A 21,041-nucleotide genomic window follows, 5' to 3' on the forward strand; every position below is an offset into this window, starting at 1 on the left:
GTGAGCGACACCTCCGCCGACCTCGTGATCCTGGGAGGCGGATCGGGCGGCTACGCCGCGGCGTTCCGCGCGGCCGAGCTGGGCCTTTCCGTCACGCTGATCGAGAAGGACAAGCTGGGCGGGACCTGCCTCCACCGGGGCTGCATCCCGACCAAGGCCCTGCTGCACGCGGCGGAGGTCGCGGACGAAACCCGCGAAGCGGAGTCGTTCGGCGTCAAGGCCGTGTTCGAGGGCATCGACATCGCCGGCGTGAACAAGTACAAGGACGGTATCGTCGCCCGCCTGTACAAAGGCCTCCAGGGCTTGGCCAAGGCGCACAAGGTGACCCTGGTCGAGGGCACCGGCCGGTTTGTCGGCGGCACCACGGTGGAGGTGGAGGGCACCCGCTACACGGGCAAGAACCTCCTGCTGGCGACCGGTTCGTACTCGCGCACGCTGCCCGGCCTCGAACTCGGCGGCCGGATCATCGCCAGCGAGCAGGCGCTGACCCTGGACTACGTGCCGAAGAAGGTCGTGGTGCTCGGCGGCGGCGTGATCGGGGTGGAGTTCGCCAGCGTGTGGGCCTCCTTCGGGGTCGAGGTCACGGTGGTCGAGGCGCTGCCGCGGCTGGTCCCGAACGAGGACGAGTTCGCTTCCAAGCAGCTCGAGCGCGCGTTCCGCCGCCGCAAGATCGCCTTCAAGACCGGCGTCCGCTTCACCGGCGCCAAGCAGGACGACAACGGCGTGAGCGTCTCGCTGGAATCCGGCGAGACACTGGAGGCCGACCTGCTGCTGGTCGCCGTCGGCCGCGGCCCGAACTCGGCCGGCCACGGCTACGAGGAAGCCGGCCTCACGATCGACCGCGGCTTCGTGCCGACCGACGAGCGCCTGCGCACCAACCTGCCGAACGTCTACGCCGTCGGCGACATCGTGCCCGGCCTGCAGCTCGCGCACCGCGGGTTCCAGCAGGGCATCTTCGTGGCCGAGGAGATCGCCGGGCAGAACCCGCGGGTGATCGACGAGCGCGGGATCCCGCGGGTCACCTACTCCCACCCCGAGGTCGCCTCGGTCGGCCTGACCGAGGCCCAGGCCAAGGAGCAGTACGGCGCGGACGTCACCACGTTCACCTACGACCTCGGCGGCAACGGCAAGAGCCAGATCCTCAAGACCTCCGGCGGCGTGAAGCTGGTCAAGGCCCCGGACGGCCCGGTGGTCGGCGTGCACATGGTCGGCGACCGGGTCGGCGAGCTGATCGGCGAAGCGCAGCTGATCTACAGCTGGGAGGCGTTCCCCGAGGACGTCGCCCCGCTGATCCACGCGCACCCCACGCAGACCGAGGCCCTCGGTGAAGCGTTCCTCGCCCTCGCGGGCAAGCCGCTGCACGTGCACAGCTGACGTCTCACCCGCAGAATCCACCTACGTCTTACAGATCAAGGGAGTCAGCGAACAATGGCCTACTCCGTCACCTTGCCGGAGCTCGGCGAGAGCGTCACCGAGGGCACCGTCACGCGGTGGTTGAAGCAGGAAGGCGACCGGGTCGAGGTCGACGAGCCGTTGCTCGAGATCTCGACCGACAAGGTCGACACCGAGGTCCCGTCGCCGGTCGCCGGCACCGTGGTGAAGATCAGCGCGGGCGAGGACGAGACCGTCGAGGTCGGCGGTGAACTCGCGGTGATCGACGACGGCACCGGCGGTGTGCCGGCGGCCGCCGCCCCGGCACCCGCCGCGGCACCGGAGCCCGCCCCGCAGGCGGCCGCCCCCGCGCCTGCCGCGGCCCCGGCCCCGCCTGCCGCCCCCGCCACGAACGGCTCGGGCACCGACGTGAAGCTGCCCGAGCTGGGCGAGAGCGTCACCGAGGGCACCGTCACGCGGTGGCTCAAGCAGGTCGGCGACAGCGTCGCGGTGGACGAGCCGCTGCTGGAGATCTCGACCGACAAGGTCGACACCGAGGTCCCGTCCCCGGTGGCCGGCACCGTGCTGGAGATCCGCGCGGGCGAGGACGAGACCGTCGAGGTCGGCGGTGTGCTCGCGGTGATCGGCGACGCGAACGCGGCTCCGCAGGCCGCTCCGGCCCCGGCACCCGCCGCACCGCCGCCGCCCCCGGCACCGGCGCCCACGCCTGCCCCGCCCCCCGCGCCGGTCCAGGAGACCAAGCCCGCTCCTCCGGCCGCGCCGCCCGCACCCCCGGCACCCGCCCCCGCGGCGGCGCCGTCGGGCAACGGTGCCGCCGAAGGCCCGTACGTCACGCCGCTGGTGCGGAAGCTGGCGACCGAGCACGGCATCGACCTCGCGTCGCTGACCGGCAGCGGCGTCGGCGGCCGGATCCGCAAGCAGGACGTGCTCGCGGCGGCCGAGGCCAAGCAGAAGCAGGCCGCTCCGGCGGCGCCCGCCGCGGCCCCGGCCGCAGCGGCACCCGCCCCGGCCGCCCCGCGTGCGGCGGCGGTCTCGCCGGAGCTCGCGGCGCTGCGCGGCACCGTGCAGAAGGCGAGCCGGATCCGGCAGATCACCGCCACCAAGACCCGCGAGTCGCTGCAGGAGTCCGCGCAGCTCACGCAGGTGCACGAGGTGGACGTCACCAAGATCGCCAAGCTGCGCCAGCGCGCCAAGGCGGCGTTCAAGGAGCGCGAGGGCGTCAACCTCACGTTCCTGCCGTTCTTCGCCAAGGCCACGGTCGAGGCGCTCAAGCAGCACCCGAACGTCAACGCGTCCTACCACGAGGGCAGCAAGGAGATCACCTACCACGGCGCCGTGCACCTGGGCATCGCGGTGGACACCGAGCGCGGGCTGCTCTCGGTCGTGATCCACGACGCCGGCGAGCTGAGCCTGGCCGGTCTCGCGCATCGCATCGCCGACCTGGCGGCGCGGGCGCGGGCCAACCAGATCAAGCCGGACGAGCTGACCGGCGGCACCTTCACCATCACGAACATCGGCTCCAACGGGGCCCTGTTCGACACGCCGATCATCGTGCAGCCGCAGTCCGGCATGCTCGGCACCGGTGCCGTGGTGAAGCGCCCGGTCGTGGTGGCCGACGCGGAGGGCAACGACACCATCGCGGTCCGCTCGATGGTCTACCTGCCGCTGACCTACGACCACCGCCTGGTCGACGGCGCGGACGCCGGCCGCTTCCTGACCACCATCAAGCAGCGGCTGGAAGAGGGCAACTTCGAGGACGAGCTGGGGCTCTGACCCCGGCGCACACCACCGTGCAGGCCCCCGCACCCCGCCCGGGTGCGGGGGCCTTCGCCGTTTCCCCGCGCCTGCACAGTCCACTTCGGACAGTCGGGTCACCGCGGCGCCGTGCCCGGCTGTGCGCGTTCCGGGCGGATAGGACACGATCAGAGGTATGCGGGTACTCATCGCGGGATCCGGCGGACTGATCGGCACGGCGCTGGCCGGGCGGCTGCGCACCTCCGGGCACGAGGTGCGCCGGCTGGTGCGGCGGACCGCGCGGACAGCGGACGAACGCGGCTGGGACCCGCCGTCCGGGCGCATCGACGAAGGCGCCTTCGACGGCGTCGAAGCGGTGGTGAACCTGTGCGGGGCGCCGTTGCTTCCCGGCCGGTGGAGCGGGATGCGCAAGCAGGTGCTGCTGGACAGCCGGGTCGAGCCGACCGAGGTACTCGCCGAAGCAGTGGCCGAACACGGCGTCGGCGTGCTGGTGAACGCGTCCGCGGTGGGCTTCTACGGCAACACCGGGTCCACTGTGGTCACTGAGGTTTCCGCTTCCGGCGAGGGTTTCCTCGCCGGGCTGTGCCGGGCGTGGGAGGGCGCGACGGCGCACGCGGTGGCAGCGGGCGCCCGCGTGGTCACTGCTCGCACCGGGCTGGTACTCGCCCGCGAGGGCGGACTGCTGAACGTGCTCCGGCCGCTCGCCCGCTTCGCGCTCGGCGGGCGGCTCGGCAACGGACGCCAGTTCATGCCGTGGATTTCGCTCGACGACGAGATCGGCGCGCTGCAGCACGTGCTCGAACACGACGCGGTGTCCGGTCCGGTCAATCTCACCGGACCGGCGCCGGTGACCAACGCCGAGTTCACCCACGCGCTCGGCCGGGCGGTGCACCGGCCCGCGCCGTGGTGGGTGCCCGCGATCGCGGTGAAGACCGCGCTGGGCCAGGCGGGCGAGGAAATGGCGTTGTTCGGGCAGCGCGCAGTGCCGCGCCGGCTGGAAGAGAGCGGCTACGACTTCCGGCACCGCACCGTGGAAAGTGCCCTGGCCGCAGCGACATGACCGTGCCACGTGTGCGGTGGGCGGTCGCCGGCGTGGTGCTGTTCGCCGCCTTCTTGGGGCTTGGGCTGCTCGTCGCGAGAGAGCCGTTGTCGCTCGACACCGAGGTCGCGAATGCCTTGCGTGGGCAGGACTCGCGGCCGGCGGGCGCGGTCGCGGAGGTGATCACCGCTGTTCTCGGGCCGGTCCTGCCGTACGTGCTCGGGGTGGCGCTGATCGCGGTCGCGCTGCGCGACCGGACACGGTGGACCGGATGTCTGCGGCTCGGTGTCGTGCTGGTGCTGTGCAGGCTGACCAGCATCGCGTTCAAGCCCGTGTTCGAAAGACAGCGCCCGCGCACGTACCCGGATCTGAGCTATCCGAGCGGGCATGTGGTGTCCGTGGCCGCCACCGGGCTGGTCGTAGTGCTGCTGTGCGGCTGGTTGTGGCCACGTCAAGTGCGGTGGGCGGCGACAGCTGCAGTGGTGGCGACAGTGCTCGCCGCGGCCTGCCGGGTCGTGCTCGGTGTGCATTGGGTCACCGACACCGTCGGCGCCGTTCTGGCCGTCCTGGGTGCCGGCCTGGTGTCTGCGAGCGCACTTCGGCTACTGCCCTTTCCGGCGGTGGAGCGAGGTAGCCTCAATGGGTGAGTTCTCCGAGCACCAGCTGCCGCGCCGCCACTGAACCCGTCGACGTGCGGAAGATCGGCACGATCGAGTACACCAAGGCCTGGGACCTGCAGCGCGAGGTCCTCACCGCCCGTGCCGACGAGCTCGGCCCGGACACCATGCTGCTGCTGGAACATCCGTCGGTCTACACCGCGGGCAAGCGCACCGAGCCCGAGGACCGCCCGGCCGACGGCACCCCGGTGATCGACGTGGACCGCGGCGGCAAGATCACCTGGCACGGGCCGGGCCAGCTGGTCGGATACCCGATCCTCAAGCTCGCCGACCCGATCGACGTGGTGCAGTACGTGCGGCGGCTGGAAGAGGCGCTGATCGCGGTGTGCGACCACTTCGGCGTGCACAGCGGCCGCGTCGAAGGCCGCAGCGGAGTGTGGATTCCGGCCGACGACCGCGGGATCGAACGCAAGATCGCAGCCATCGGCATCCGCGTGCAGCGCGGGGTGACGATGCACGGGTTCGAGCTGAACTGCAATGCCGACCTCGGCGCCTTCGACGCGATCGTGCCGTGCGGCATCCGCGACGCAGGCGTCACCTCGCTGTCCTCCGAGCTGCAGCGCGACGTCCCGGTCGCCGAAGCGCTGCCGCTGGCGCAGGAGCTGGTGCTGGCCGCGCTGGAAGGCGAACTTCCGGTGAGCGACGACCGCTGGCTGCCGCGCCCGGAGGCCCCGCAGGCCCCCGGCGTCACCTTCGCCCTGCAGAACTGACCCGAGTGCGGTGAAGGGTCCCTTTTACGGATTCTGAGTCCAGGGTCCCGGCAAAGTCGCCGAGGCCCCATGATCAGCAGAGTGAGCCGTAGCTGCCCCTTCATCATCGACGGCACCTGCCCTCTTCGTCGATTGCGCCCGGCAGCGGGCGATGCGGAGGTGCTCGAGACGCGCGACCACCTCGTGGTGTGTGCGCCAGACCTGTTTCGGGTCTGTGAAGGGGCCCTTCACAGACTCAGAGTCCGTGAAGGGCCCCTTCACGGACCTCCGCGGGCTGCGCAGGGCCCCACACCGACTTTGCCGACACCCTGGATTCTGAGTCCGTAAAAGGGACCCTTCACAGCTTTTCACCACGGGTTCAGTCGAGCTGCGGAGCGACCTCGGCCGCGATGAACTCGAGGTGGTCCAGGTCGGCGAGATCCAGCACCTGCAGGTAAAGCCGGGTGATTCCGGTCTTTTCCCGCCACCGCCCGATCCGCTCCACCACCTCGGCCACGGTGCCGGCCAGCCCGTCGCGGCGCAGCTCCTCCGGGTCCCGGCCGATCGCCGCGGCACGGCGGGTCACCGCCGCGTCGTCCTTGCCCACGGCCACGGTGAGCGCCGCCGAGCGCAGGATCTCCTTCGGGTCGCGGCCGATCGCGGTCGCCGCCGCGGCCACCCGCTCGAACTGCGCGAGGGCGGCCTCCTGGTCGGCGAAGGGCAGGTTGAACTCGTCCGCGAACCGCGCGGCCAGCTCCGGGGTGCGCTTCTTGCCGCTCCCGCCGATGATCACCGGCGGCGCGGGCGACTGCGCGGGCTTCGGCAGCGCCGGCGAGTCGGTGAGCGTGTAGTTCTTGCCGGAGAAGGAGAACTTCTCCCCCACCGGAGTGCGCCACAGGCCGGTGATGATCTCCAGCTGCTCGGCGTAGAGGTCGAACCGCTCTTTGAGCGGCGGCAGCGTCAGGCCGTACGCGGTGTGCTCGGCATCGAACCAGCCGGACCCGAGGCCGAATTCGACCCGGCCGCCCGACATCTGGTCCACCTGCGCGACGGAGATCGCGAGCGGGCCGGGGTGGCGGAAAGGGGCCGCGGTGACCAGCGTGCCGAGCCGGATCCGCTCGGTCTCCCGGGCCAGCCCGGCCAGGGTGATCCACGCGTCGGTGGGGCCGGGCAGCCCATCGGCATCGCCCATCGAGAGGTAGTGGTCACTGCGGAAGAACGCGTCGTAACCCGCTGCCTCGGTCGTCCGCGCCACGCGCAACAGGGTGTCGTAGCTCGCCCCTTGCTGGGGTTCGGTGAAGATCCTCAAGTCCATGGCCGCCAGCCTAATCACCGGCGGCGGCTCGTTCCGGCGTTTCTTCGCCGGCCGGACGGCGCACTCGCAGCAACATCCGCACGATCACGTCCTCGATCTGGGCGCCGACCTTCTTCGGGTCGGCTGCGCTCGCGATCTCGGTGGCCGCGCTGGACAACGCGCCGAACAGCAGCCGCGATGTGACCTCGACCGGCACCGGCTCCACCTCGCCCGCGTCGACGAGCAGCTGCAGCCCGGCGCGCACCAGCCCGAAACTGCACTGCTCCTCGGCCTCGCGCCAGCGCTCCCAGCCCATCACCACCGGCGCCTCGTGGATGGCGATCCGCTGGTAGGCCGGGTCGAGGCAGCTGCCGATGAACGCCTTGAGCCCGCCCAGCGCCCGCTCCCACGCGGTACCGGGGCCGGTCATGATCTTCTCCAGCCGGTCGTAGACCAGGCTCTCCACCGATTCGAACGCGGCCTCGAACAAGGCCTGTTTCCCGGCGAAATGGTGGTACAGCGCCCCTTTCGTGACCCGGGCGCGTTTGGCCACCTCGTCGAGCGAGGTACTCGCGTACCCGCGCTTGGTGAACAGCTCCACCGCGGACTCGACCAGGGCGGAACGGGTCGACTCCGAATAGTCGAGTCGTCGGGACCTCATTGTCGGCACGATCACGACCTTACGCCGGGCGGCCGGTGGGCATACCCGTGGTATGTTGACCGCGTCAGGTCCGTACCGGGAGTATGCCGCAAACCTGCGGTACGGCCTGGGCCACGGAAGGGGAGCCACACCATGAGCTGGACCGACTTCTACCGCCGCCGGGAAATCCTCGAAGCCGCCGTCCGCCACGCCGAACGTGCCCCGGCCGAGCCGCTGGCGCTCGACGAGATCCCGGGTGCTGCCGCGGTGTTCGGCGCCGAAGAGAATCTGCTGCTGGCCCTGCAGTACAAGTGGAGCCAGCTGCTCGGCGGATATCTGCGTGCCGAGCTGGCCGATCCGGAAGACGCGTTCGCGGACGGCGTGGGCGACCAGGTCGACGCAGTGTCCCGAGCATGGCGCCGCGCGCAGTCGAAGCACGAGGCCCTGCGTACGTTGCTGGACAACGGCGTACAGCGTTGCGCCGCACTGGTGCCGCTACACGAAGGCGAGCTGCGCATACTGGCCGTCACGGCTGGGCTCGCCGAAGCGAGCGAACCACGCGAAGAGGTCACCAAGGTGGGCCGTGCGCTCGATGCGCTGGTACGCGCTGGAGACGCGCGTACGACCTGCCGTCGCAGCCCGATGGGCCATCTGAGGCGACTGCTCGCGCATAGCGCGTGAGCTGTAGTTAGCAGAGCCGCATGCGCCGGCGCTGGACCGAGACCGACATCGCCGACCAGAGTGAACGGACTGTCGTGATCACCGGGGCGAACTCCGGGCTCGGCCTGCGCTCGGCTGAAGTGCTCGCGGAACACGGTGCCCGCGTACTCCTGGCCTGTCGTTCACCGGAGCGCGGCGCGGCCGCCCTCACGCGGGTTGCCGCGGTCGCGACCGGCGCGAGGCCCGAAGTGGTCCGTCTCGACCTCGCCGACCTCGCGTCGGTCCAGGAGGCGGCAGCCACCGTACGCGACCTCACTGGCGACGTACTCGACGTACTGATGAACAACGCCGGCGTATGGGCCACTGCGCACAGTCGGACAGCCGACGGGTTCGAGCTTCAGTTCGGCACCAACCACCTCGGGCATGCCGCGCTGACCTGGCTGTTGATGCCCGCCCTTCGCAGTGGGACCGCGGCGCGCGTAGTCACGCTGTCGAGCGCGACCGCGCTCGGCGCCCACCTGCAGCTGGACGACCTCAACACCGAACACCACCGGTACCACGCAGCTGCCGCGTATGGATAGACAAAGCTGGCTAACCAGGTCTTCGGAGTGGAGCTTTGGACCGACGCCTGCGCGCCGCCGACTCGACCGTACAGAGCGTGCTCGCGCATCCCGGCTTCTCGCACACCGCACTGATCGGAAACACTGCCGACTCGTATCGGAACGCTGCGGTGCGTCGGCTGATCGCGACCGTCGGCAGGTTCGGCAGCTCACTGTTGGCGCAAAGCCTGGAAAAAGGCGCACTGTCGCAGCTGTACGCAGCCACCGCCGGCGACGTGACCGGTAGCGACTACATCGGACCCGGGCACCTTCTGCAGACCCACGGCGCCCCCACGAAACTCCGTACGCTGGCCACCGTCCAGGACCCGCGCACCGGGTCCGCATTGTGGGAACTGACCGCCAGGTTGACCGAGGTCACCCCCGACCCGCGCTAGCGGGACCTGCCGTCTTCCCCGGCGTAGGGTGGGCCAGGTGAGTGTGACGCCGGAGGGGCGGAAGTTGTTGCGGCTTGAGGTGCGTAACAGTGAGACGCCGATTGAGCGGAAGCCGTCGTGGATTCGGACTCGGGTGCGGATGGGTCCGGAGTTTTCGGAGTTGAAGGGTTTGGTGCGTCGTGAGGGTCTTCATACGGTGTGTGAGGAGGCGGGGTGTCCCAATATTTATGAGTGTTGGGAGGATCGTGAGGCGACGTTTCTGATTGGTGGGGATCAGTGCACGCGGCGGTGTGATTTCTGTCAGATCGATACGGGTAGGCCTGCGGCGCTGGACCGTACTGAGCCGGTGAGGGTCGCCGAGTCGGTGCGGGCGATGGGGTTGCGGTATTCGACGGTGACCGGTGTGGCGCGGGACGACCTGGATGATGGTGGTGCGTGGCTGTATGCGGAGACGGTCCGGCAGATCCATGCGTTGAACCCGGGTACGGGGGTGGAGTTGCTGATCCCGGACTTCAATGCCGACCCTGTTCAGTTGGCTGAGGTGTTCGGGTCTCGCCCGGAGGTGCTGGCGCACAATGTGGAGACGGTGCCGCGGATTTTCAAGCGGATCCGCCCCGGGTTCCGGTACGCCCGTTCCCTGGAGGTTCTCACCCGGGCGCGTGAGGCGGGGTTGGTGACGAAGTCGAACCTGATTCTGGGGATGGGGGAGACTCCGGATGAGGTGGAGCCGGCGATGCGGGATCTGGTGGGGGCGGGCTGCGAGATTCTGACGATCACGCAGTATTTGCGGCCGTCGCCGCGGCATCATCCGGTGGATCGGTGGGTGAAGCCGGAGGAGTTCGTCGCCCATGCTCAGGTCGCCGAGTCCCTGGGGTTCGCTGGGGTCATGGCGGGGCCGTTGGTGCGGTCGTCGTATCGGGCGGGCCGGTTGTACGCCCAGACCAAGGCGCATCGGGGCGAGGAGCTGCCGGACAACCTCACCCACCTCACTGCCGAAGGACCAGCAGCACAAGAAGCCACCTCACTCCTGGCACGCTGATCTCTCCCCGAAGCCTGCCCGCGGGTTCCCGCCGTGGGCAGGCTTCGACCGTTCACACAGCCCTTCCTGCCCGCAAACCCCCAGTTCACCGCCCCCCACCCGGCGAATTCCAAAGCGCAAGTAAAGTGGCGGCGTGGCACTCGTAACGGACCTGTTGAACTGGCTGCAAGAACTTCCCCAACCCGGCCTCGTCGCGGCTGCGGGCGGGCTCGTGCTCGCCGAGTGCACGGTCGGGCTCGGCTTCATCGCGCCCGGCGAATCGGGGCTGCTCATCGCCGCCACCACGGCGACCTCGGTGCCCCGCTTCCTCATTCTGTGGGCGGTCGTCACGGTCTGCGCGGCGCTCGGCGATTCGATCGGCTACGCACTCGGCCGGAAGTTCGGCCCGCGCCTGCGTGAAACGAAGCTGATCCGCAAGTACGGCGCGGACGCCTGGGATCGGGCCGGTTCCGTGCTCGAACGGCGAGGGGCGTGGGCAGTGTTCTTCGCCCGTTTCCTCCCGGTCCTGCGCACGCTCCTCCCGGCCGCGGCCGGCGCGTCCCAGCTGCCGTTCCGGAAGTTCCTGCCCGCGACCACGCTCGGGGCGCTCTGCTGGTCGCTCGTGCACATCAGCCTCGGCGCGGCCCTCGGCGAAGCGGCCAAAAAGGTCGAAGGCGCGCTCAACACCGGATTCCTCGTGGTCGCCGCGGTGATCGTCGGTGTGCTCGTGTTCTTCCTGCTGCGGCTCAAGAAGCGCAAGGCACTCGCCGAGCCCGAGCCCAAGCCCGAGCCGGCCGAGGAGGAGGAGACCGCGGACACGCCGCAGTGACAAGTCACCCACCCGGGGTGGCCGCGGCTCACTAGATTCGGCGGTATGGCATTCGCTCTCCCGCGACCGGTCGCCTTCGTTCTCGGCGGCGGCGGCAGTCTCGGCGCCCTGCAGGTCGGCATGCTTCAGGCGCTCGACGAGGCGGGCCTGGTCCCGGACCTGGTCGTCGGCACCTCCGTCGGATCGCTGAACTCCGCCGTGCTCGCCCTGCCCGGCGGGAGCGGCCCGGCCCTGCTGCCGGAGATCTGGGCACGGATGACCCGGCACGAGGCGTTCCCCGGCGGCATGCTCAGCCGGGTACGCACGCTCCGGCACGGCAAGACCCACCTGTTCCCGAACACCGGCCTGGCGAAGATCATCGACGATCACCTCGGTCCCGACTGCCGGTTCGAGGACCTGGAGCTGCCGCTCGGCGTCGTGACCACCGACGTCGACACGGCCGAACCGGTGCTGTTCCGAGCCGGCCCGGTGCGCGCGCCGTTGCTCGCCAGTTGCGCGATCCCGGGCATCTACCCGCCGGTGGAACACGAGGGGCGGCTGCTGTACGACGGCGGGCTGGTCGCGAACGTACCGATGCGCCAGGCGCTGCACATGGGCGCGAAATCGCTCGTGGTGCTGGACTGCGCGTTCCCGGGCCGGATGCCCGGTGCGCCGGGCACCTTCGCCGAGGTGCTGATGTTCACCGCGATGATCAGCATGCGCAATCAGGCGGTACTGGAGGCGCCGCTGGCCGCGCGGGCGGCCCCGGTGGTGTACCTGCCCGGGCCGGAGCCGCTGCGGGTCAGCCCGCTCGATTTCAGTCACACCGACGATCTCGCGCGGCTGGCCCGGGAAGCGGCCCGGACCTATCTGAAAGAGCTGGTCGTGGACGGTCCGGGACTTTACGGCGCACCCGGGCTCGTCGTGCCGTGATTCGCGTCACCGCAATGCACCCATCCGCTGCCCACGACGTCTTTCCGATCGCGTAGCTTTGTCAGAAGTAGCCTGCCGGTCCGCGATCCTCACAAAAGAGACATCATGTTCCCGAAAAAGAATATTCTTTCGGCCGCCGGAATTCTCGTGGCGACCTTACTGGCCTCGGCCTGTTCGTCCGGAGACGATTCCGGTTCGCCCGGCACTTCCGGTTCGGGCGGTTCCGCCTCGCCTGCCACGGTGTCCATCGAACCGGCGGACGCGAACGGGATGAATCCGACCACGCCGATCGTCGTCAAGGCCGCCAACGGGAAGCTCACCGGGGTGACGGTGACCAGCGCGAAGGGCAAGCCGGTCGAGGGCAAGATCGCGCCGGACGGGCTGAGCTGGACCACCAGCGAGGTGCTCGGCTACGGCGGCAGCTACCACGTGGTCGCGCATGCCCAGGGCGCGGACGGGAAGCCGGTCGAGAAGGCCGGTGACGTCACCACGATCACGCCGAAGAAGGAAGCGAACGCGAACCTGATCCCGGCGCCGTCCGCGGCGAAGAGCGCCGGCGTCGGTGTCGGTCAGCCGATCGTGTTCAGTTTCGCGACCCCGGTGAAGAACAAGGCCGCGGTGGAGAAGGCGCTGTCGGTCGAGTCCTCGCCGAAGCAGGAGGGCGGCTGGTACTGGATCGACGACAAGAACGTCCACTACCGGTCGAAGGAGTACTGGCAGCCGGGTACCACGCTGACCGTCTCCGCGAAAATCTACGGCGTCGATTTCGGAAACGGTGTCTTCGGCGCGGAGGATCGCACCGAAACGTACAAGGTGCACGATTCCTGGATCGGCAAGGCCGACGGGAACAGCGAGCAGATGCAGATCTTCCACAATGGCCAGATGGTCAAGTCGATGCCGATCTCGATGGGCAAGGACGCCACCCCGACGCATCTCGGCCCGCACGTCATCTCCGACAAGCAGGCGAACTACACCATGGACTCGTGCACCTACGGCGTCTGCCCGCCGGACCCGAAGGCCTACCGTTCCAACGAGAAGTTCTCCGAACGCATCTCCAACGACGGCGAGTTCGTGCACGAGAACCCGAACAGCGTCGGCCAGCAGGGCAGCTCCAACGTCTCGCACGGCTGTATCAATCTCAACGCCGCCAACGCCCAGTGGTTCTTCGACAACTTCGGCCTCGGCGACGTCGTCGAAGTCACCAACTCGGGCGGCCCGCAGCTGCCGCTCTGGGACCTTTACGGCGACTGGTCCAAGTCCTGGCCCGATTGGCAGAAGGGTTCCGCACTCTGAGCATGCCGTGATCTGCCGGGCGGGCGATGCCCGCTGAGCCGAGTTCCGGACCCAGGGAAGGGCCGGTCACCCCGTGTGGTGACCGGCCCTTTCGCTTGCCGGCCGGCCAGACATCGTGCGGGCGCAAGGGATCCGTGTACAAGAGTTTGGTGCGGGCATCGGTCCCAGGTACGGGCATCTGGGCGCAGCCGGGTCGCGGCTGTGCCCGGTATCGCGGTGGTGCCCGGTGAAGTGTTCCCCGAGGCTCGTACGTGAATCCCCCAGCCGAGGCTCCAGTTTCGTGGGGATACGCGTTACCCCCGGTGGGTTGTCGTGTCCGTGAGGCGGTAGGTGGTCCGGGCTGGGTGTCCCTCGGCGGGTTCTTCCCCCATGAAAAAGGACCGGGCTGGTGGCCTGGTCCTGGGTTGGGCTGGTGTGGGCGCGTCCTGGCGTGGTCGGCCGTGTGTTGTGTGGTTCGGTGGGCACGTCCCTGCCGGGGTGCCGGGGCCTGGTGTGTGCCGGGGGTCCGCGGGGTGGCCTGTGCGTGGGGGTCGGCCAGTGACGGGCCGGGGTGGATGCCCGGGGGGATATGCAGGGAGGCCCCGGGAGAACCTGTTGGGGTTCTCGACCGGGGCCTCGCCTGTTCATGGTGAGTTCGGCGGTGTCCTACTCTCCCACAACCCTTCGGTTGCAGTACCATCGGCGCTGTCAGGCTTAGCTTCCGGGTTCGGAATGGGACCGGGCGTTTCCCTGACGCTAAAACCACCGAAACACTCCGAAACAACACACACCCACCACCCACCTCACGGTGATGATGCTGGTGTGGTGTTTCAGAACCGTAGAGTGGATGCGTAGCCTCTTCGTGGGCAAGTCCTCGGCCTATTAGTACCAGTCAACTCGACAACACATTACTGTGCTTCCATTTCTGGCCTATCAACCCAATCGTCTCTTGGGGGCCTTAACCCACAGGGGGTGGGATACCTCATCTTGGAACAGGCTTCCCGCTTAGATGCCTTCAGCGGTTATCCCTTCCGAACATAGCCAACCAGCCATGCCACTGGCGTGACAACTGGCACACCAGAGGTCCGTCCGTCCCGGTCCTCTCGTACTAGGGACAGCCTTCCTCAAGTATCCTACGCGCGCGGCGGATAGGGACCGAACTGTCTCACGACGTTCTAAACCCAGCTCGCGTGCCGCTTTAATGGGCGAACAGCCCAACCCTTGGGACCTACTCCGGCCCCAGGATGCGACGAGCCGACATCGAGGTGCCAAACCATGCCGTCGATATGGACTCTTGGGCAAGATCAGCCTGTTATCCCCGGGGTACCTTTTATCCGTTGAGCGACACCCCTTCCACCAGGAGGTGCCGGATCACTAGTCCCGACTTTCGTCCCTGCTCGACCTGTCAGTCTCACAGTCAAGCCCCCTTGTGCACTTGCACTCAACACCTGATTGCCAACCAGGCTGAGGGAACCTTTGGGCGCCTCCGTTACCCTTTAGGAGGCAACCGCCCCAGTTAAACTACCCATCAGGCACTGTCCCTCACCCAGATCATGGGCGTAGGTTCAGATTCCCAATCCGACCAGAGTGGTATTTCAACAACGACTCCACCAACACTAGCGTGCCAGCCTCACAGTCTCCCACCTATCCTACACAAGCCGAACCGAAAACCAATACCAAACTATAGTAAAGGTCCCGGGGTCTTTCCGTCCTGCCGCGCGTAACGAGCATCTTTACTCGTAATGCAATTTCGCCGGGCCTGTGGTCGAGACAGCCGGAAAGTCGTTACGCCATTCGTGCAGGTCGGAACTTACCCGACAAGGAATTTCGCTACCTTAGGATGGTTATAGTTACCACCGCCGTTTACTGGCGCTTAAATTCTCAGCTTCACCCCTCCGAAAAGGAGTTAACCGGTCCTCTTAACGTTCCAGCACCGGGCAGGCGTCAGTCCATATACATCGTCTTGCGACTTCGCATGGACCTGTGTTTTTAGTAAACAGTCGCTTTCCGCTGGTCTCTGCGGCCACACACCGCTCCACCCGCACGGGGTATCACAGTGCCTGGCCCCCCTTCTCCCGAAGTTACGGGGGCATTTTGCCGAGTTCCTTAACCACAGTTCACCCGATCGCCTCAGTATTCTCTACCTGACCACCTGTGTTGGTTTGGGGTACGGGCCGTGCATGCACTCACTAGAGGCTTTTCTCGACAGCATAGGATCACCCACTTCACCTCAAACGGCTACGCATCACGTCTCAGAGTATACGAACAGCGGATTTGCCTACTGCTCCTCCTACACGCTTACACCAGTACAACCACTCACTGGCGGAGCTACCTTCCTGCGTCACCCCATCGCTTGACTACTACGGAATCAGATCCCACGCTCCACACACACCATCCACCCCGAAGGGCATCCAGCGTGGCTTCAGGTGGTTAGTATCAACCGCCTCGCCATGGGCGCACATGCTCGGGTACGGGAATATCAACCCGTTGTCCATCGACTACGCCTGTCGGCCTCGCCTTAGGTCCCGACTTACCCTGGGCGGATTAGCCTGGCCCAGGAACCCTTGGTCATCCGGCGGCAGAGTTTCTCACTCTGCATTCGCTACTCATGCCTGCATTCTCACTCCCACACCCTCCACCACTCGTTTCCACGGCGGCTTCACCGGATGCAGGACGCTCCCCTACCCACCCACACCACTAGACACAACCCTGAAGAGTCGAGCCGATGTATCGTGTGAGTGACACAGCTTCGGCGGTGTGCTTAAGCCCCGCTACATTGTCGGCGCAGGACCACTTGACCAGTGAGCTATTACGCACTCTTTCAAGGATGGCTGCTTCTAAGCCAACCTCCTGGTTGTCTGGGCAATCCCACATCCTTTCCCACTGAGCACACACTTAGGGGCCTTAGCTGGTGTTCTGGGCTGTTTCCCTCTCGACGACGAAGCTTATCCCCCGCCGTCTCACTGCCACACTCTCACACCACGGTATTCGGAGTTTGGTTGATTTCGGTAACCCGGTAAGGCCCCTAGACCATCCAGTAGCTCTACCCCCGTGGTGAAACATGCGACGCTGCACCTAAATGCATTTCGGGGAGAACCAGCTATCACGGAGTTTGATTGGCCTTTCACCCCTACCCACAGCTCATCCCCTCAGTTTTCAACCTAAGTGGGTTCGGCCCTCCACACGGTCTTACCCGCGCTTCAGCCTGGCCATGGGTAGATCACTCCGCTTCGGGTCTAGACCACGCGACTAGAACGCCCTCTTCAGACTCGCTTTCGCTACGGCTACCCCACCCGGGTTAACCTCGCCACGCAGCACTAACTCGCAGGCTCATTCTTCAAAAGGCACGCCATCACCCCACGACAGGGCTCTGACGGCTTGTAGGCACACGGTTTCAGGTACTCTTTCACTCCCCTCCCGGGGTACTTTTCATCTTTCCCTCACGGTACTCGTCCGCTATCGGTCTCCAGGAAGTATTTAGGCTTACCGGGTGGTCCCGGCAGATTCACAGCAAATTCCACGAGCTCGCTGCTACTCGGGAACACCACCAAGAACAACAACACACGTTTTCGCGTACGGGACTCTCACCCACTCCGGTCACCCATCCCAAGGCGTTCCACTAACGCATGCGTCATCCCGAAGACCTGTCAGAATCTTCAAGGCGGGCCCCACAACACCATCTGCACAACGCCTGACAGCTTGACATGCAAACGGTTTAGCCTCTTCCGCTTTCGCTCGCCACTACTCACGGAATCACGGTTGTTTTCTCTTCCTACGGGTACTGAGATGTTTCACTTCCCCGCGTTCCCTCCACACCGGCTATATATTCACCGGCAGGTAACACCACATCACTGGTGCTGGGTTTCCCCATTCGGAAATCCTCGGATCACAGCTCGGTTGACAGCTCCCCGAGGCATATCGCAGCCTCCCACGTCCTTCATCGGCTCCTGAAGCCAAGACATCCACCATGTGCCCTTAACAACTTGACCACAAAGATGCTCGCATCCACTCTACAGTTCTCAAACACCACACCAGAAACAACAGTGCGTTGCCTCAGAACCCAACAGTGCACAGTGAACAACCCACCACCCGAACACGCCCAACCCGTTCCACACAGAGAAAACCCTGCAGTACTAGACATCGAACACATTCACCGTGACCGGCGATAACCAGTAGTTCCACAATTCCTTGAGCAACCCGAGCAGAAACACAGTCGGCTTCCAAACTCAGGCCACCCCCAACCCGTGGGCTGGGATGTGTTGTGCTCCTTAGAAAGGAGGTGATCCAGCCGCACCTTCCGGTACGGCTACCTTGTTACGACTTCGTCCCAATCGCCAGTCCCACCTTCGACCACTCCCTCCCCTTACGGGGTTGGGCCATGGGCTTCGGGTGTTACCGACTTTCATGACGTGACGGGCGGTGTGTACAAGGCCCGGGAACGTATTCACCGCAGCGTTGCTGATCTGCGATTACTAGCGACTCCGACTTCACGCAGTCGAGTTGCAGACTGCGATCCGAACTGAGACCGGCTTTAAGGGATTCGCTCCACCTCACGATATCGCAACCCTCTGTACCAGCCATTGTAGCATGTGTGAAGCCCTGGACATAAGGGGCATGATGACTTGACGTCATCCCCACCTTCCTCCGAGTTGACCCCGGCAGTCTCCCACGAGTCCCCGCCATGACGCGCTGGCAACATAGGATAAGGGTTGCGCTCGTTGCGGGACTTAACCCAACATCTCACGACACGAGCTGACGACAGCCATGCACCACCTGTACACCAACCACAAGGGAAGCCCCATCTCTGGAGATGTCTGGCGCATGTCAAGCCCAGGTAAGGTTCTTCGCGTTGCATCGAATTAATCCACATGCTCCGCCGCTTGTGCGGGCCCCCGTCAATTCCTTTGAGTTTTAGCCTTGCGGCCGTACTCCCCAGGCGGGGCGCTTAATGCGTTAGCTACGGCACGGACAACGTGGAATGTCGCCCACACCTAGCGCCCAACGTTTACAGCGTGGACTACCAGGGTATCTAATCCTGTTCGCTCCCCACGCTTTCGCTCCTCAGCGTCAGTATCGGCCCAGAGACCCGCCTTCGCCACCGGTGTTCCTCCTGATATCTGCGCATTTCACCGCTACACCAGGAATTCCAGTCTCCCCTACCGAACTCAAGTCTGCCCGTATCGACCGCACGCTGAAGGTTAAGCCTCCAGATTTCACGGCCGACGCGACAAACCGCCTACGAGCTCTTTACGCCCAATAATTCCGGACAACGCTCGCACCCTACGTATTACCGCGGCTGCTGGCACGTAGTTAGCCGGTGCTTCTTATCCAGGTACCGTCACTCTCGCTTCGTCCCTGGCGAAAGAGGTTTACAACCCGAAGGCCGTCATCCCCCACGCGGCGTCGCTGCATCAGGCTTCCGCCCATTGTGCAATATTCCCCACTGCTGCCTCCCGTAGGAGTCTGGGCCGTGTCTCAGTCCCAGTGTGGCCGGTCACCCTCTCAGGCCGGCTACCCGTCGTCGCCTTGGTAGGCCATCACCCCACCAACAAGCTGATAGGCCGCGGGCTCATCCTGTACCGCCGAAACTTTCCACTCTCGAAGATGCCCCCAAGAGTCATATCCGGTATTAGACCCAGTTTCCCAGGCTTATCCCAAAGTACAGGGCAGATTACCCACGTGTTACTCACCCGTTCGCCACTCATCCACACCCGAAGATGCTTCAGCGTTCGACTTGCATGTGTTAAGCACGCCGCCAGCGTTCGTCCTGAGCCAGGATCAAACTCTCCAACAATGAACGAGTCAATCCAGACTACAAAAAATAATCTCAAAGGAAACCCCAACGAGGGGTTTCAAAAACATTCAAGCTCTACTGGCTTAGTTCACTAGCACACTGTTGAGTTCTCAAGCAACACACCCACAACCAACCCGCAAACGAGCCGATCATCAGCGTTGTTTCAAGCTATTTTCCCCGAGCCGGACCGGCTTGCACTGAGAAGCTCAAGGCTTCATCGGCGACTGGTTCAGCTCCGGAGGTTTGGGACCACCCACTCTACCACCAGTGTGGGAGCTTGGTTCGTGGCCCCGGCGGCCGCCCGGTCTCCCTGGCGACGAAGAGAAGATTACATGCCCCGCAACAGCCCGCGAACAGGGGGGTCCCTTTTTTCGCGCCAAGCCCCTGACCTGCATCGATCCGGTGCACCCGGCCATCGAGGCGAACGGGCCTTCAGCCGGCCCACCGCTGCCCGTGTGTGGCCACCACCGTCACCGCCACGAGTCCCGCCGCGAGGACGGCGGTCAGGTGGATCGGGGCCGGGCCGAACGACGCGCCCAGGATCAGCAGGGCGGCCACCGGGAAGCCGACGGCGATCGGGCGGCATTCGTTCGTCGGGCCGATGTGCAGGAGCCAGACGCTCAGCAGGAACACGGCGACCGGGACGGTCACGGCCAGCGCGGTCGCGGTGCCGCCCAGCGCGGTGTGGTGGCTGTCGAAGTCCACGGCCAGTTCCAGGCCGGTGCCGACGGCGGCGGCCGAGCCGAAGATCAGGTAGTGGCCGTATCCCCAGCTCAACGCGGTACGGAGGGAATCACCACGGGTCAGGCGGGCGTGGCCGGGCCGGTCGAAGTACAGCCACCACATCGAGAACACGAGCACCAGCCCGGCCACGGCCAGTGAGACGAGATCGCCGGTGTGAGCGCCCGCGGCGAGGCCTTCCTTCACCGCGTTCGTCGCACTCAGCACGGTTTCGCCGAGCACGATCAGTGTGAACAGGCCGTACCGCTCGGCGATGTGGTGCGGGTGCCAGGTCGTGCCGGCGCGGCTTTCGGCCAGCAGCGGCACGGCGAACTCCAGCAGGACGAGTACGAGGAAGCTGGCCAGGGCCAGTGACTCGGGCAACGCGAGCCGGGCGATCCACAACACCTGTACGACCGTGATCCCGACGGCGTACGCGTACGCCGTCTTAGCCGTCTCAGGGGACTGACGTGCCGCGCGCAGCCACTGCACGACCGCGGCGAGCCGAAGCAGCACGTACCCGGCGACGACCACGTCGTAGTTCCCGTCGAAGGCGCGGTCGACTCCGGCGGCGACAGTGAGGCCGCCTGCGATCTGTACCAACGTCGCGAGGCGGTACGGCACGTCGTCGGTGTCGAAGGCCGAAGCAAACCAGCTGAAGTTCAGCCAGCCCCACCAGACTGCGAAGAAAACCATCGCGAAGCTGAGTACGCCGTGTCCGACGTGCCCTTCGCCGAGCGCGTGGTGCAGCTGGGCCGCAGCCTGCCCGACGGCGACCACGAAACACAGGTCGAACAGCAGCTCCAGCGGTGTGGAGGCACGGTGTTCCTCCTGCCGGTCCCGTGGCCGCATCGGCCGATACCACTGCCGGGTCCGCCCGGCCGGCGACGCTTCGTGGGCCATCCGCGCTCCCCGTTTCGGCTCGGTTCCGGCCCATCCCAGCATGCCCGGGTCTCCGAGGCGAACGGAAAAACCGAAGCGAACGGAAAAGGCGGGCCCGGTTCCCCCTCTACCAGGCCCGCCTCTGCCTTCACCGCACTCGATCGCCCCCCAGGGCGCTCCCGGCGGTCGCCGTACGGTCCCCCGCGGACGCCGACGATCTCTGCCCGGGAGGTGACCTCGGGTGTCCACTCCCCGTTGTTACGGACTCCTCGGCCTTCCCGGCCGGTCGACCCATCCCCGGTCGACCGATCGAATTGCCACTGTAGGTAGCGAAAGTGTCGTTCTGAAGGCCCCATAAGGTGTACTCGGTTGCTCTGAGTAGCGCCAGGGCTGGTTACGGCCTATCACTCGGATGGAGCATCACCTGGTGGCGGAAAGTAGTTCACCGATAGTGCTCGGTGAGAGTGATCGACT

13 protein-coding genes, 3 rRNA genes and 1 pseudogene are annotated in these 21,041 nt (G+C 66.2%); 11 read left to right on the forward strand and 6 right to left on the reverse strand.

All coding sequences use genetic code 11. The features are described from left to right. From lpdA to lipB, 5 genes are all read left to right on the forward strand, one after another. On the forward strand, positions 1-1,374 hold the full coding sequence (gene lpdA, locus ATK36_RS07590) for a dihydrolipoyl dehydrogenase (protein WP_098510623.1): 1,374 nt from the start codon (positions 1-3) through the stop codon (positions 1,372-1,374). Between the two features lie 54 nt (positions 1,375-1,428). Beyond that, complete coding sequence (gene sucB, locus ATK36_RS07595) at positions 1,429-3,165, forward strand: 2-oxoglutarate dehydrogenase, E2 component, dihydrolipoamide succinyltransferase (protein ID WP_098510624.1); 1,737 nt, start codon at positions 1,429-1,431, stop codon at positions 3,163-3,165. 157 nt (positions 3,166-3,322) lie between these two features. After that, a complete protein-coding gene (locus tag ATK36_RS07600; RefSeq protein WP_098510625.1) occupies positions 3,323-4,207 on the forward strand; it encodes a TIGR01777 family oxidoreductase in 885 nt (294 codons plus the stop codon). Further along, positions 4,204-4,833 (forward strand): phosphatase PAP2 family protein, encoded by a 630-nt coding sequence (locus tag ATK36_RS07605; RefSeq protein WP_098510626.1) that lies wholly within the window; start codon positions 4,204-4,206, stop codon positions 4,831-4,833. The genes ATK36_RS07600 and ATK36_RS07605 overlap by 4 nt, the downstream gene beginning before the upstream one ends. Further along, on the forward strand, positions 4,830-5,573 hold the full coding sequence (lipB, locus tag ATK36_RS07610) for a lipoyl(octanoyl) transferase LipB (RefSeq protein ID WP_098510627.1): 744 nt from the start codon (positions 4,830-4,832) through the stop codon (positions 5,571-5,573). The genes ATK36_RS07605 and lipB overlap by 4 nt, the downstream gene beginning before the upstream one ends. 358 nt (positions 5,574-5,931) lie before the next feature. Here lipB and ATK36_RS07615 read toward each other — a convergent pair whose 3' ends face one another. Together ATK36_RS07615 and ATK36_RS07620 are read right to left on the reverse strand one after the other, a co-directional pair. Further along, a complete protein-coding gene (locus ATK36_RS07615) occupies positions 5,932-6,867 on the reverse strand; it encodes an LLM class F420-dependent oxidoreductase (protein ID WP_098510628.1) in 936 nt (311 codons plus the stop codon). A gap of 10 nt (positions 6,868-6,877) precedes the next feature. Continuing rightward, positions 6,878-7,507 (reverse strand): TetR/AcrR family transcriptional regulator, encoded by a 630-nt coding sequence (locus tag ATK36_RS07620; protein WP_098510629.1) that lies wholly within the window; start codon positions 7,505-7,507, stop codon positions 6,878-6,880. 132 nt (positions 7,508-7,639) lie between these two features. On the opposite strand from ATK36_RS07620, the gene ATK36_RS07625 reads away from it, so the two are divergent. The 6 genes and pseudogenes from ATK36_RS07625 to ATK36_RS07650 all read left to right on the forward strand — a co-directional run bounded on the left by ATK36_RS07625 (position 7,640) and on the right by ATK36_RS07650 (position 13,192). Beyond that, complete coding sequence (locus ATK36_RS07625) at positions 7,640-8,167, forward strand: hypothetical protein (RefSeq protein WP_098510630.1); 528 nt, start codon at positions 7,640-7,642, stop codon at positions 8,165-8,167. A 20-nt stretch (positions 8,168-8,187) separates the two neighbouring features. Beyond that, positions 8,188-9,140 (forward strand): annotated as a pseudogene (locus ATK36_RS07630) (oxidoreductase). A 37-nt stretch (positions 9,141-9,177) separates the two neighbouring features. Next, positions 9,178-10,179 (forward strand): lipoyl synthase, encoded by a 1,002-nt coding sequence (gene lipA, locus ATK36_RS07635; protein ID WP_098510631.1) that lies wholly within the window; start codon positions 9,178-9,180, stop codon positions 10,177-10,179. A 133-nt stretch (positions 10,180-10,312) separates the two neighbouring features. After that, complete coding sequence (locus ATK36_RS07640; protein WP_098510632.1) at positions 10,313-10,987, forward strand: DedA family protein; 675 nt, start codon at positions 10,313-10,315, stop codon at positions 10,985-10,987. 45 nt (positions 10,988-11,032) lie between these two features. After that, a complete protein-coding gene (locus tag ATK36_RS07645; protein ID WP_098510633.1) occupies positions 11,033-11,899 on the forward strand; it encodes a patatin-like phospholipase family protein in 867 nt (288 codons plus the stop codon). 105 nt (positions 11,900-12,004) lie between these two features. Next, entirely contained in the window at positions 12,005-13,192 is a 1,188-nt protein-coding gene (locus ATK36_RS07650; RefSeq protein ID WP_098510634.1) for a L,D-transpeptidase, read from the forward strand. Between the two features lie 632 nt (positions 13,193-13,824). Here the strand turns inward: ATK36_RS07650 and rrf are convergent. From rrf to ATK36_RS07670, 4 genes are all read right to left on the reverse strand, one after another. After that, a 5S ribosomal RNA gene (gene rrf / locus ATK36_RS07655) occupies positions 13,825-13,941 on the reverse strand. A gap of 92 nt (positions 13,942-14,033) precedes the next feature. Further along, a 23S ribosomal RNA gene (locus tag ATK36_RS07660) occupies positions 14,034-17,160 on the reverse strand. Between the two features lie 283 nt (positions 17,161-17,443). Continuing rightward, positions 17,444-18,965, reverse strand: a 16S ribosomal RNA gene (locus ATK36_RS07665). The 16S, 23S and 5S rRNA genes sit together here, the layout of an rRNA operon. Positions 18,966-19,397: 432 nt before the next feature. After that, positions 19,398-20,588, reverse strand: coding sequence for a low temperature requirement protein A (locus ATK36_RS07670; protein ID WP_098510635.1), 1,191 nt, complete (start codon positions 20,586-20,588; stop codon positions 19,398-19,400). Positions 20,589-21,041: the final 453 nt, after the last annotated feature.

The organism is Amycolatopsis sulphurea (genome assembly GCF_002564045.1).
GTDB classification, from domain to species: Bacteria; Actinomycetota; Actinomycetes; order Mycobacteriales; family Pseudonocardiaceae; genus Amycolatopsis; species Amycolatopsis sulphurea.